General features: G+C 37.6%; 11 protein-coding genes and 1 other annotated feature (1 of these 12 running past the window's edge). Of the genes, 10 read left to right on the top strand and 1 reads right to left on the bottom strand.

The annotated features are described in order from the left end of the window. Nucleotides 1-154: a binding site (T-box leader), on the top strand (it extends 18 nt beyond the left edge of the window). 48 nt (nucleotides 155-202) lie between these two features. Further along, a complete protein-coding gene (gene leuS, locus IEU51_RS00495) occupies nucleotides 203-2611 on the top strand; it encodes a leucine--tRNA ligase (protein WP_186088298.1) in 2409 nt (802 codons plus the stop codon). Nucleotides 2612-3113: 502 nt separating this feature from the next. Beyond that, a complete protein-coding gene (locus tag IEU51_RS00500) occupies nucleotides 3114-3287 on the top strand; it encodes a hypothetical protein (RefSeq protein WP_186088297.1) in 174 nt (57 codons plus the stop codon). Here IEU51_RS00500 and IEU51_RS00505 read toward each other — a convergent pair. Next, complete coding sequence (locus IEU51_RS00505; protein WP_186088296.1) at nucleotides 3284-4531, bottom strand: BaiN/RdsA family NAD(P)/FAD-dependent oxidoreductase; 1248 nt, start codon at nucleotides 4529-4531, stop codon at nucleotides 3284-3286. The genes IEU51_RS00500 and IEU51_RS00505 overlap by 4 nt on opposite strands. An 81-nt stretch (nucleotides 4532-4612) precedes the next feature. Here IEU51_RS00505 and IEU51_RS00510 point away from each other — a divergent pair, with 81 nt between their 5' ends. From IEU51_RS00510 to IEU51_RS00545, 8 genes are all read left to right on the top strand, one after another. Beyond that, a complete protein-coding gene (locus IEU51_RS00510) occupies nucleotides 4613-6247 on the top strand; it encodes a putative polysaccharide biosynthesis protein (RefSeq protein ID WP_186088295.1) in 1635 nt (544 codons plus the stop codon). Next, complete coding sequence (locus IEU51_RS00515) at nucleotides 6244-6939, top strand: pseudouridine synthase (RefSeq protein ID WP_186088294.1); 696 nt, start codon at nucleotides 6244-6246, stop codon at nucleotides 6937-6939. The genes IEU51_RS00510 and IEU51_RS00515 overlap by 4 nt, the downstream gene beginning before the upstream one ends. A 78-nt stretch (nucleotides 6940-7017) precedes the next feature. Then, complete coding sequence (locus IEU51_RS00520; RefSeq protein ID WP_186088293.1) at nucleotides 7018-7647, top strand: hypothetical protein; 630 nt, start codon at nucleotides 7018-7020, stop codon at nucleotides 7645-7647. Between the two features lie 101 nt (nucleotides 7648-7748). Beyond that, nucleotides 7749-9161, top strand: a complete 1413-nt coding sequence (gene pepV, locus IEU51_RS00525) for a dipeptidase PepV (RefSeq protein ID WP_186088292.1) — start codon at nucleotides 7749-7751, stop codon at nucleotides 9159-9161. Continuing rightward, entirely contained in the window at nucleotides 9151-9978 is an 828-nt protein-coding gene (gene dat, locus IEU51_RS00530) for a D-amino-acid transaminase (RefSeq protein ID WP_186088291.1), read from the top strand. Before pepV ends, dat begins: the two co-directional genes overlap by 11 nt. A gap of 245 nt (nucleotides 9979-10223) precedes the next feature. Next, nucleotides 10224-11015 (top strand): phosphotransferase family protein, encoded by a 792-nt coding sequence (locus tag IEU51_RS00535; protein WP_186088290.1) that lies wholly within the window; start codon nucleotides 10224-10226, stop codon nucleotides 11013-11015. A 13-nt stretch (nucleotides 11016-11028) separates the two neighbouring features. Then, complete coding sequence (gene trmB / locus IEU51_RS00540) at nucleotides 11029-11679, top strand: tRNA (guanosine(46)-N7)-methyltransferase TrmB (protein WP_186088289.1); 651 nt, start codon at nucleotides 11029-11031, stop codon at nucleotides 11677-11679. An 856-nt stretch (nucleotides 11680-12535) separates the two neighbouring features. Then, nucleotides 12536-13729, top strand: coding sequence for a MalY/PatB family protein (locus tag IEU51_RS00545; protein WP_186088288.1), 1194 nt, complete (start codon nucleotides 12536-12538; stop codon nucleotides 13727-13729). Nucleotide 13730 lies beyond the last annotated feature (1 nt).

Here is a 13730-nt window from a genome sequence, read left to right on the forward strand (position 1 = left end):
AGCTTAAAACGCACTTTTAGAGAGTTAGTGGCTGGTGAAAACTAACAGTGAAATTAAGTGAACTTGTCCATTTTTAAATAAAATCTTATAAATGAAGTTGCACTTAATATAAGTGAATGCGGGTGGTACCGCGGTCATATAGATCGTCCCATTGTCTTTTTTGACAATGGGATTTTTTAATTTTATCTAGGAGGAAAATGAAATGTCATTTAACCATCGTGAAATTGAAAAGAAATGGCAAGCATACTGGGACGAAAACAAAACGTTTAAAACAGATGATGCTGATTTTAGTAAAGAAAAATTTTATGTATTAGACATGTTCCCATATCCGTCAGGTGCTGGGTTACATGTTGGACACCCAAAAGGGTACACAGCAACGGATATTGTTGCGCGCTATAAGCGTATGAACGGCTACAACGTCATGCACCCGATGGGGTGGGATGCGTTTGGTCTACCCGCTGAGCAATATGCGATTGATACAGGAAACGATATTCATGAGTTTAACAAATTAAACATTGAAAACTTTAAACGTCAAATTAAAGACCTTGGTCTTTCATATGACTGGGATCGTGAAATAGATACGACAGATCCAAACTACTACAAGTGGACACAGTGGATTTTCTTAAAGCTCTATGAAAAAGGGTTAGCTTATGTCGATGAAGTGCCTGTGAACTGGTGTGAAGCACTAGGAACAGTTCTTGCTAACGAAGAAGTAATTGACGGCCTATCTGAACGTGGTGGACACCCAGTTGTACGTAAACCAATGCGACAATGGATATTAAAAATCACTGAATATGCTGAACGTTTACTTGAAGATTTAGAAGAGTTAGATTGGCCTGAATCTCTAAAAGACATGCAACGTAACTGGATTGGTAAATCTGAAGGTGCAAACATCGACTTCAAAATTGAAGGTACTGATCAAACATTCACAGCATTTACAACACGCCCGGATACAATTTACGGTGCGACGTATGCAGTTCTCGCTCCTGAGCATAAACTCGTTGAAGAAATTACGACAGACGATCAGCGTGCTGAAGTTGAAGCATACATCGAGAAAGCTGCGCACAAATCAGACCTAGAGCGTACTGAACTTCAAAAAGACAAGACTGGTGTATGGACAGGAGCTTACGCTATTAACCCGTTCAATAATGAAAAAATGCCAATCTTTGTTGCAGATTATGTTCTTGTAAGTTATGGAACTGGTGCAATTATGGCAGTACCTGCACATGATGAACGAGACTTTGAATTCGCAACTCAATACGACCTTCCAATCAAACGTGTTGTTGAAGGTGGAGAAGAACTTCCATATGTTGGTGAAGGTCCACATATCAACTCCGGGGAACTTGATGGTTTAAATAAAGAAGATGCAATTCAAAAAGCAATCGAAATCATGGAAAACGGAAAATTTGGTGAGAAGAAAACAACGTATAAGCTACGTGACTGGCTATTCTCACGTCAACGTTATTGGGGAGAGCCAATTCCTATTATTCACTGGGAAGACGGTACGACAACTGCCGTCGATGAAAGTGAGTTACCTCTTAAACTTCCAGTGATGAAAGAAATCAAACCTTCAGGCACGGGTGAATCACCACTAGCAAATAACGAAGAGTGGGTAAACGTTGTACGTGAAGACGGAGTTAAAGGACGTCGTGAGACAAATACAATGCCACAATGGGCAGGATCTTGCTGGTACTACCTAAGATTTATTGACCCAAACAACGATGAAGCGTTAGCTGATAAAGACAAGCTAAAAAACTGGTTACCTGTTGACCTATATATCGGTGGAGCAGAACACGCAGTTCTTCACTTACTGTACGCACGTTTCTGGCACAAGTTCCTTTATGATATTGGCGTAGTTCCAACGAAAGAACCATTCCAAAAACTATTCAACCAAGGAATGATCTTAGGTGAAGGTAATGAAAAAATGTCTAAGTCTAAAGGAAATGTCGTTAACCCAGACGACATCAACCAAACACACGGTGCAGATACATTACGACTATATGAAATGTTCATGGGACCACTTGATGCATCTATCGCTTGGACTACAAACGGAGTAGACGGATCACGTCGTTTCCTAGATCGTGTTTGGAGACTGATTATTGACGAAGAAGGTAACGTGAAATCTTCAATTGTTGAAGAAGAGACTAAAGAACTCGAAAAATCATACCACATGATGGTTAAGAAAGTAACAGAGGACTTTGAGAACTTACACTTCAACACAGCAATCTCTGCGATGATGGTATTCGTAAACGATGCATATAAACAAGATAAAGTTAACATCGGGTATGTGAAAGGACTTGTACAAATGCTATCTCCAGTCGTTCCACACATAGCAGAAGAACTTTGGAGCAAGCTTGGTGGTACAGATACTGTAACGTACGAAGCATGGCCAACATTCGATGAAGAGAAAACAAAAGATGACGAAGTAGAAATCCTAGTTCAAGTTCTTGGGAAACCAAAAGCGAGAATTATGATGTCTGCAGACCTGTCTAAAGAAGAAGTAGAAAAACAAGCATTAGAACACGAAGATGTTAAGAAAGAGATCGAAGGAAAAACAGTACGTAAAGTCATTGTAGTACCAGGCAAACTCGTTAACATCGTAGCGAATTAATAAGATAAAATTACGATACCCGCTTTACTGAAAAGAGACTCAGTGAAGCGGGTGTTTTTGGATTTATCTTGTTGAAAAATTATTTTGAATTTTGAGCGACAAACGATTCAATTTTGAGCCGACTTTGTCGCAAAAAAATAAACGAGCTAAAATAAAAAAATTATTATATAATACTAATTATTAAAACGCATACAAAATCAAAATGGCGGTGGATAAGTGAAACATATAGAAGAAATATTATTACTAATCTCATCATTTTGGATGTTGATTTATTTTCATGGATTATGGAATACGGGTAGCGCAGCTTATAGCCATGTGTTACTTATATTTCCGATCATTTTACTCGTGATATGTTATGTCATTTATTACTCAAAAGTAAATAAAGACTGATGCTATACTGCGTGATTGTTGAATAGGTAAAAGATAAAAAAAAGAGCCAGATGGCTCTTTTTATTTTATAATATCTTTTAGTTATAATGTAATGAGATTTGGAGGTCATTTCTTGAATAATAAAGTGCTTATATTATTAACCATCAGTGTGATCATGATTATCATATCCATAACAATTCCAGAAAAACTTGGCGGCTATTTATTCTTATTCCGTCTTATTCCTGGTATCATGCTGATCTCTATTGGTTACATTTTATCTAAACAAACAAAGAAAAAGTCCAATTAACTACAGTGCAATCCTGCGACATGTCCTGTCACAAGTGCGCTCGTAATATTATACCCACCTGTATACCCATGGATATCTAGGACTTCGCCAGCAAAGTGGAGTCCTTTTATTATTTTACTCTCCATCGTCTTCGGCGTAATTTCTTTCAAGTTCACACCGCCGCCTGTCACAAATGACTTCTCAATCGACTGCGTACCATTCACCGTGAATTTAAATGATTTCAAGAATTCTATAATTTTACGTTTATCTTCATTGCTCACATTATGGCCATTAATCGTGTCATCGATTCCTAAATGATGAACCATAAAATCAATCAGTCGCTGTTGCCCAAGTGGCTTCAAGATATTCTTTATTGACTTATCTTTGTTTTCTTTCACTAGTCTATCTAATTCTTCTATTAATTCACCATTCGACTTTTCCGGATAAAAATCAATCATCATCATGATATCTTCACGTTTTTGTGATTCTTGTTCTTTAATAACAAACTGAGAACAACGTAGGGCAGCAGGCCCACTCACACCAAAGTGTGTAAAAATCATATCCATCTGATGTGTAATTCTCGGCTTACCATTTTTCTTTAATACAGATAAAGCTACGTCTTTCAGTGATAATCCTTTCAACGTCTCATCTTTAATAAATGGTTCATCAGAAAGAATTGGCACCTCAGTAGGGAATAGTTTCGTCACAGTATGCCCACTCGCTTTCGCAAACTTATGACCGTCTCCAGTTGATCCTGTCTTCGGAACACTTTTACCACCTGTTGTTACAATCACATTTTCAGCTTCAATCATCTCACCAGACTCTAAACGAACACCTTTTATTTTGTCCGCTTCAACGATGAGAGATTCTACTATCGTATTGAAGCGAATGTCGACGTTGTTTTTATCTAGTTCATCTAAAAAAACTTGGAGTACGTCTTTTGCTTTATTTGAAACTGGGAACATGCGACCGTGATCTTCTTCTTTTAATTTCACGCCACGTGATTCGATAAACTGAATGATATCCTCGTTATCGAACACAGAAAATGGTCCGTACAAAAACTTTCCGTTTCCTGGAATGTGCTTAATAATTTCCTCGTATGGTAAACGGTTCGTCACGTTGCATCGACCGCCACCGGAGATTAGAAGCTTACGACCGAGGTTTTTATTTTTCTCTATTAAAATCGTATCTTTATTATTTTTACTTGCGGTGACGGCAGCCATTAAACCGCTTACGCCGCCACCGATTACTATAGTATGTGTCATAGAACTCTTCCTTAAAGTTTTAAATTAGTTTCATTTCTATTATAATATAGCTTAGCAATTAATAGGTAAGAAGGTATATACATGTCTGAAAATAATAAAATGTATCGTGGAACCTTATTTTTAACAGTTTCCACATTCATTTCTCAGCTACTTGGAATGTTATACATCATTCCATTTTACGGCATCATGGGTGGCGAGGAAAACTTAGCATTATACGGGTATGCATATACACCGTACACAATTATGCTTTCGGTCGCATCGGCTGGAGTACCTGGAGCGGTATCTAAATTCGTTGCAAAATACAATGCACTCGGAGCATTTAAAACATCTGAAAAACTCTACAAATCCAGTCTAGTTGTCATGATCACAAGTGGATTTTTAGTGTTTGGATTATTATGGTTCTTAGCACCATTTATCGCAGATATACAGCTCATCGCGCAAACTGACGCTGAACTTGCATGGAATAAAGCAGATATCACAAATATCATTCGCGTTATTTCATTCGCAGTAATCATCGTTCCATTCATGGCAACATGGCGCGGGATCTTCCAAGGATTTGAAAGCTTTGGACCAACAAGTGTATCTGGAGTTGTGGAACAAATCGTTCGTATTACAGTTTTACTTGGTGGATCATTTATCGCAATTAAAGTACTTGGTGGAAGCATCCAGTTAGGTAACCAAGTTGCGGTATTCGCAGCATTTATTGCAGCAATCTCAGCAGCGTTTGTTTTATTCGTCTTCTGGAGAAAAAGAAAGCCACAGATTAAAAAGCAAGTGGATAGTGATCATACAGGCATCAACTTGTCTTATAAAACAATGTATAAAGAAATTATCACGTATGCAGTACCATTTATTGTTATCGGAATCACGTTCCCAATGACAATGTTCATTGACCAGCTCACACACAACAACGCACTTGCAATCGCAGGAGTTGCTGAAGAATATCGCGACGCATGGTTCGGTATGTTAAATATCACAACGCAAAAACTCGTAATGATTCCAGTCGGACTCGCAAGTGCATTCGCAATTTCGATTCTGCCGTTCATTACGAAGAGTTTCCAGCAAAAACGTTTCGATGATTTAGAGAAACAAGTAAGTTCGATGGTCGTTATGCAAATGTTCTTCGTTATTCCTGCAGCAATCGGAATGATGATCTTAGCAGCACCACTTTATACTGCATTCTATAGCTTTAACGAAATGGGAATTAAAATCTTAACGTTCTATGCACCCGTATGTATCATCATTTCACTGTTCAGTATGACCGCATCGATTGTACAAGGTATCGATAAACAAAACTTAACGGTGTTCGTGGTTTTATCTGTACTAGCAACAAAAGCATTATTAAACATTCCTATGATTACGAAGTTTTATACAGTCGGAGCAACGATGTCAACGATCATTGCGCTCTTCATTGGTGTCATTCTAAACTTCATCATTATCAAAAAATATGGTAAATTTCATTTCAGAAAAATTATCGGAACACTGTTTGACATTGTCCTATACGGAATTGTCATGTTACTCGCAGTTGAAATAGTGTACTTCTTGTTCATGATGAACTTCGACATCACAAATCGATTGGTATCAGTCTCATTACTCGCGGTAGCAGTACCTGTAGGAGTGATCGTGTACTTCATCCTGACATTTAAATCAGGACTTGCAGACAAAATCTTAGGAGAGCGCGCAAATTCAATTAGACGTCGCCTGAAATTCCTATGAGATTAGACAAATTTTTATCACACGCAGGATTTGGTTCACGTAAAGAAGTTGCGAAGCTTATTAAAGAAAAACGCGTTGCGGTCGACGAAAAAATTGTGAAGAACCGCAATTTAAAATTACAAGATAAAAACACGGTAAAAGTCGACGGAGACGTCGTCATTTTGGAAGAGTGGATTTATTTTCTACTTAATAAACCGAAAGGCGTCATCTCAAGTACGGAAGAAGGTCCAACAAAAACAGTTATTGATTTAATTGACCACCCACAGAGTGACGAGTTATTCCCTGTGGGTCGTCTCGATAAAGACACGACTGGGTTTTTAATCTTAACAAATGATGGGAAATTGTCGTATCAGCTTTTAAATCCAAAGAAAGAAATATTTAAGACATACAAAGCGACATTAGAAAAGCCAGTGAGTGATCGTGATATTGAGAGACTTGAAACCGGCATCCCATTAAAAGATTTCACAACAAAGCCTGCCAAGGCTGAGAAGAAGAGTGACAGAGTCGTTCATCTTTCGATTAGTGAGGGCAAGTTCCATCAAGTGAAACGTATGTTTAGATATCTAGATAATGAAGTGGTGGAACTTGAACGAATTTCTTTTGGTGGAATGGAATTAGACGATTTACTTAAACGTGGAGAATATCGCCGTGTGACTGAAGATGAATTAAAATTTCTAAAAAACTTAATTTAAAATGTTTATAAAATGCATCTCTTGGGGTATATAACTTCTAAGCTACTAATTATCAAAATCTTAAGAGGTGCATTTATTATGAGTAATTTCTTTAAAAATGTTGTTAAAGTCGGTGCATTATTTGCAGTTGGCTTAGGAGTTAAAAAGCTTTCAGAAAATAGAGAAGCGGTAAAACAAGAAATTGAAAAAGCGAAAAATGATCCGAAAGGATATGCGAAAACAGTTCAGTCTATGGCGACTCAAAAAGCTGAAGAGGTTTCTGAACAAGCAAAAGTTGAAGTTGAAAAAGCGAAAAATGATCCAAAAGGATATGCTGAAGGCGTAAAAGCGATGGCAGTAGACAAAGCAAAAGACGTTCAAGCAGATGCTAAAACGAAAGCTGAAGAATTCAAAGCAAACGCAACTGAAGAATTCGAAAACTTAAAACAACAAGGCAAAGAAAAAGTAGAAGAAGCTAAAACAAAAGTAAAAGAGAAAGTGGACGAAGTTAAAAATAAAGACGACGACACTTATACAACACCTGATACAGATATTCATCTAAATGAGAAAGTAGAAAAAGAAAAGCTTGCAAGTGAAGGTGGATTATCTGCTGGTGAAGTAAAAAAAGCGCAAGAAAAAGCAGTAGAGGCTGACGTGGATGTAGTTGAAGATCAAGGCGATGTAAATGAAAACTACAATGTTCATGTCGTAACAGATGACAAAAAATAATAATATGATATCGAAAACAAGCAGAATTTCTGCTTGTTTTTTTGTGTTCAAATAGACGGTTTTGTATAATTAACATAAAAGAGAGAAGTGAGTGATAAATTATGGACTTTAAAAGTATTGTAAAAGAATATGAATCTAAGATTATGGAAGACCTGTTCGGACTATTGTCAATCGATAGTGTGAGAACGAAAGGTACAAAAGATGCACCTGTAGGGCAAGGTCCTAAAGACGCTCTGCTTTACATGTTATCACTCGCTGAACGCGATGGCATGACAACAAAAGTTGTAGAAAATTTAGCCGGACACATTGAACTTGGCCAAGGTGAAGACTTATTCGGTATTTTAGGACACGTTGACGTTGTTCCAGCAGGTAGTGGTTGGGACACAGATCCATTTAAACCAGAAATTAAAGATGGTTACATCGTAGCTCGGGGTGTACAAGATGATAAAGGACCAACAATCGCAGCTTATTACGCAATGAAAATATTAAAAGATTTAGATTTAGAATTAAATCAACGCGTGAGACTCATCATCGGTACAGATGAAGAATCAGATTGGCAGTGTACAGATGCTTATTTCAAACAAGAGGAAATGCCAAGTGCCGGATTTGCTCCTGATGCGGAGTTCCCATTAATCTATGGGGAAAAAGGAATGACAACATTTGATCTCGTATTAAATTCAGATATCAAACCACTTGGAGATCATGTTCTTTTATCTTTTGACTCGGGTGAAAGGTATAACATGGTACCAGAAAGTGCGATTGCAGTTTTAAAATCAACACATGTAGAAGACATCGTGAGTGCGTATGAAAACTACCTTAAAAACACAGGTGAAAAAGGGGAGTCATCTGTCCAAGATGATGAAGTTACTCTCACAATTTATGGTAAGAGTGCGCACGGTTCTACACCACAAGAAGGTGTGAACGCAGCGATGCTTATGATTAATTTCCTCAAAACAATCACAATTGATGACCGTGCCTTAAAATTCATTGCATTTGGGGATCACTTTATTGTGGATAACTATGATGCTAAACAGTTTGGCATAGACTATACGCATAGTGAGATGGGTTCATCTAGCGTAAACACTGGTGTGGTGAAGTACGTATATGATGACTCAAGTTATTATGGAGTGAACTTACGCTATCCTGTCGGACTCGACTTTAAAGCAGCTTTAGAAGAGTTCACAAAGAAACTGGATATTCATCATTTTGAAGTCGAAAACTTAACACACATGGTGCCGCACTATGTAGACAAAAATGATCCATTAGTGAAAACACTGCTCGCATCTTACCGCAAATATACGGATGATGATACAGAACCATTCACAATCGGCGGCGGAACGTACGCACGTGTGATGGAACGTGGTGTAGCATTCGGCGCGATGTTTAAAGACAGTCTCGATACGATGCACCAAAAAAATGAACGCATGAAAGTTGAAGAGTTGCTCTTAGCAACAACAATTTATTTAGAAGCACTCTTCAGAATTTTAGTCCGAGGTGGAAACAATGAAGATTAGTTATTATAACGGTGAATTTTTAGATGACGATAAGATTTCAGTGAACTACAATGACCGTGCCGTTTACTTTGGTGACGGTGTTTACGAAGTTGTAAGAATTTATGACAACGAAATCTTTACTTTTGAAGAACACTTAGATCGTCTCGTTCAATCTGCGAAAGAAATTCGCATCGATATTGACAAAGAAGAAATTCGAGAAATCATGATTCAAATGAAAGATAAAAACAAGCTACCTAACGCAGCACTCTATATTCAAGTGTCACGTGGGATTGAAGGGCGTACGCACTTATTCCCAGAGAAAGGCGTGCAACCGGTCGTTTTATCTTTTATAAATAAAGTGGATCGCCCAATTGACGCGATGAGAGATGGTGTGAAAGCAGTGACGAGAGATGACTACAGATGGTTAAAATGCCACATTAAGTCATTGAACTTGCTATCTAACACGTTATTAAAGCAGGAAGCGAAAGATAGTGGGGCAACTGAAGCAATTCTTCACCGCGATGGCGTTGTCACTGAAGGGACGTCAACAAACGTATTCGCAATTAGAGACGGTGTCTTACACACGCATGAAGCAAATAACTTTGTGTTAAATGGAATTACAAGACAATATGTAATAAAACTTGCAAAGTCACTTGATATTCCAGTGAAAGAAAAAGCATTCACGGTGGACTTCTTGAAAGAAGCTGACGAGGTGTTCATCACTTCAACAACACAAGAGATTACACCAGTGATCTCTGTAGATGATGAAAAGATTGGTGACGGTGTGAGTGGCGAAATCACGAGAAAACTTCAAAAAGCATTTGAAGCGGGTATTTAACAAGAACATACATTCGATTAACGAGAATTAACGTTTATTAACGTATGTTTAAAGTTGTAAAAATAAATGTATGTAAAGTAGATGACTACTCATTAACATATGTTTTATAAAACTAATCTTTTTTTGTCCTTGAATTAAAGTAAGAAAGACTATAATATTTATATACGAACACAAAAATTGCGCTAATTTTTCTCTGATTTTAGCGCACTTTTTTTCTTTAGACGAAAGTAAGTGAGGTGAACACGGTGGACCATTTTTATCAACTGGGCTGGACGCTAGATCCAATAGGGGGATCTTCAAAATCAGCGTACAAGGCCGAAATTGATGGCGATAAATTTTTCTTAAAACGCAACACAAGTCCTTTTATAACCACATTGTCAGTGGAAGGAATTGTGCCACAACTTGTCTGGACAAAGAGAATTGAAACAGGAGAAGTTGTTACTGCGCAACATTGGAAAAATGGTCGCGAGCTCAAAAAAACTGAAATGAATTCTAGCCGTGTTGCACGACTTATGAACAAAATTCATTCCTCTAATAAGTTGTTAAATACACTTGAACAGCTTGGTATGAAGCCAATGCTGCCTGAAATTTTATTAAATAAAATTCAAACTTCCCTTTCTCCAAAAGTTAATGCTCATCATATTGTCCGTGATTCAATTAAGTACTTAGAAAATAAAGTGCCGAAGATTGATGCGGAATTTTGTCGCGTTTGCCATGGAGATGTAAATCATCACAACTGGTTACTGAGTGATGAAGACGAACTATTCTTAGTAGACTGGGAAGGTGCAATGATTGCGGACCCTGCGATTGATTTAGGAATGGTACTGTACACATATGTCAATTTTAGTGAATGGGATGACTGGTTATCGAAATACGGAAGACCACTTGACTTTGATCTTCGTCAGCGCATGAAGTGGTACACGCTCGTACAAGGAATCACGATGGTTCAATGGTACGAAGACAGAAAACGATTCAGAGAAATGAACGAATGGATTCTGTTCTTAAACGATGTTTTAAATAAAGACAAATTTGTATAAGAGGTAATATACATTGAGAATGAGAAATAAGCCGTGGGCAATTGATTTTTTAAATGAACACGCACATATTGTGGACACTGAAGGAAAGTACACTAAAAATATTAGTGACTTTTTCGATAAAGACCAGCCCATCCATTTAGAAGTAGGGACAGGAATGGGGACGTTTATCACAACACTTGCAGAGCGTCATCCAGAAATAAACTTTGTTGGAGTAGAGATCGCGAAAGATGTTTTAATCCGCGTATTAGAAAAAGTGTTAGAGAAAAATCTGACGAACGTGAGATTATTATTATTTGACGCAACAACACTGACTGATTACTTTAATCCTAGTGAAATTGATCGCGTGTACTTAAACTTCTCAGATCCATGGCCAAAAAATCGACATGCAAAAAGAAGATTAACACACGAAAACTTTTTGGGTCAGTATGAAGTAATTTTGAAAGAAGATGGAGACTTGCAGTTCAAGACAGATAATCGTGGTTTATTTGAGTTTAGCCTTATCTCTATGAACCAATACGGTATGGACTTCAACGAAATCAATCTGGACGTGCACAGTAACGAACCAGAAGACAACATCCGCACAGAGTACGAGAACAAATTCTCAGCACTCGGAAATAAAATATATCTGATCAACGCAAACTTTAAATCAGTTGATTCAATATAAGCAGATCGCCCCTCAAACCATAATTGAGGGGCATTTTTTTGTGATTAAGATGAGAGTCCAGTATGTGGCGTACAATATAAACGTGATTAGCACTTAATCGAGTCGTGGAATCTGCGTGAGATGAAAACTACGACTTGTTTATCACTTAATCGAGTCGTGGAATCGTAGTGAGCTGAAAACCACGACCTGTTTATCACTTAATCGAGTCGTGGAATCTGCGTTAGATGAAAACCACGACCTGTTTATCACTTAATCGAGTCGTGGAATCGTAGTGAGATGAAAACCACGACCTGTTTAGCACTTAATCGAGTCGTGGAATCGTAGTGAGGTGAAAACCACAACCTGTTTATCACTTAATCGAGTCGTGAAATCTGAGTGAGATGAAAACCACGACTTGTTTATCACTTAATCGAGTCGTGGAATCTGCGTGAGATGAAAACTACGACCTGTTTATCACCTAATCGAGTCGTGGAATCGTAGTGAGATGAAAACCACGACCTGTTTATCACTTAATCGAGTCGTGGAATCTGCGTGAGATGAAAACCACGACTTGTTTAACACTTAATCGTCACGTGAAATTTACATATCCCTGAATCCACATGATGTTTAGCACTTAATCGTCTTGTCTAATTTAGGAGTTTCAGAAACCACATGACATTTAACACTTAATCGTCACGTGAAATTTACATATCCCTGAATCCACGTGATGTTCGTGTTTTTATCATAAAAGACCCGACTAGATAAACTTCAAATCTCACTATTTCCTCTCTAATTCCCTAATCTCATGTCAATTTGATTTTAAGTCTATACAGAACTTTGGTAAAATAAAAAGAAATGAAAGATGTGAGGTGCTTGAATGACAAAGTTTAATTTTGATGAAGTGACTTCAAGAGAGGGTACATACAGTATCCAATATGAAGGTACGGAAATGATTTTTGGTAAAAAGGGTCTCGCGCCATTCTGGATTGCGGACATGGATATAAAAACGCCAGAAGCGATTAGAGAAGCATTAAAAGCACGTATTGACAATGGAATTTTTGGTTACACACTTTGGCAAACGGATTCATTTTACGAGCCAATAAAAAAATGGTGGTCGGAGCGCCACAATCTTGAATTACATAACGAGGATATTCAGTATGCGACAAGCGTACTATTTGCGGTCTCTGCTGTTTTAAAATCGAAAACAGAGCCGGGCGACAGTGTCATGATTACTGTCCCAACATATAACTCATTCGTAGGGATTTTAGAAGAAAATAATCTAAAAAGAATCGAGTGTCCACTTGATTTAAATAACGGTGAATATTCTCTTGATATTGATAAATTTAGAAAAACTATTGAAGAGAATAATGTGAAAGTGTATCTGCACTGTAATCCACATAACCCAACAGGTCTTATTTGGACTAAAGAGCAGCAAGAAGAAATGTTAAAAATCTGTGAAGATAATAATGTCTACTTTGTTTCTGATGAAATACATAAAGACTTTATTCGTCCAAAAGAATTATTCTACTCAGTGGCAAATCTTTTTGACACATATAAAAATTCAATTGTAATCACAGGTTTAGGTAAATCATTCAACCTAGCGAGTCTTCCATTCGCATACACGATTTCTAAGGACCATGAGACTCAAAGAGAAATCACGAAACTTATGAACCAACTGCATTGCGGAACGGTATCATCACTGGCGTTAGTGGCTCTTGAAGCGGCATATAATGATTGTGGTGACTGGATGGATGCGCTGAATGATTACATTCATGATAACCTTGTCTACGTGAAAAATTATATCGATGAAAACCTAAGTGACTATATGTCTCTAGAAATACCACAAGCGACATACCTTGCATGGATTGACTTCAGTAAATCGGGATTCACAAACGATGAAGTTAAAAAAGCATTCGTTGAAGTGGGCGGACTCGCGATTAGCCCGGGTGAAATGTATCTTGATCCTACAAATTCGCATGTACGATTCAACGTAGGATTCAGAAGAGAGCAAATAGAAAATGCAATGAAGCAAATCGAAAAATCATTTAAACACTTAAGTGAAAATAAATAAA

It is taken from the genome of Phocicoccus schoeneichii, from assembly GCF_014635565.1.
In the GTDB taxonomy this organism is placed as follows: Bacteria; Bacillota; Bacilli; order Staphylococcales; family Salinicoccaceae; genus Phocicoccus; species Phocicoccus schoeneichii.

Coding starts and splice junctions, on each gene's coding strand:
- IEU51_RS00520 (WP_186088293.1), top strand. CDS start 7,018: ATGAGTAATTTCTTTAAAAATGTTGTTAAAGTCGGTGCATTATTTGCA.
- pepV (WP_186088292.1), top strand. CDS start 7,749: ATGGACTTTAAAAGTATTGTAAAAGAATATGAATCTAAGATTATGGAA.
- IEU51_RS00545 (WP_186088288.1), top strand. CDS start 12,536: ATGACAAAGTTTAATTTTGATGAAGTGACTTCAAGAGAGGGTACATAC.
- leuS (WP_186088298.1), top strand. CDS start 203: ATGTCATTTAACCATCGTGAAATTGAAAAGAAATGGCAAGCATACTGG.
- IEU51_RS00510 (WP_186088295.1), top strand. CDS start 4,613: ATGTCTGAAAATAATAAAATGTATCGTGGAACCTTATTTTTAACAGTT.
- IEU51_RS00505 (WP_186088296.1), bottom strand. CDS start 4,531: ATGACACATACTATAGTAATCGGTGGCGGCGTAAGCGGTTTAATGGCT.
- dat (WP_186088291.1), top strand. CDS start 9,151: ATGAAGATTAGTTATTATAACGGTGAATTTTTAGATGACGATAAGATT.
- IEU51_RS00515 (WP_186088294.1), top strand. CDS start 6,244: ATGAGATTAGACAAATTTTTATCACACGCAGGATTTGGTTCACGTAAA.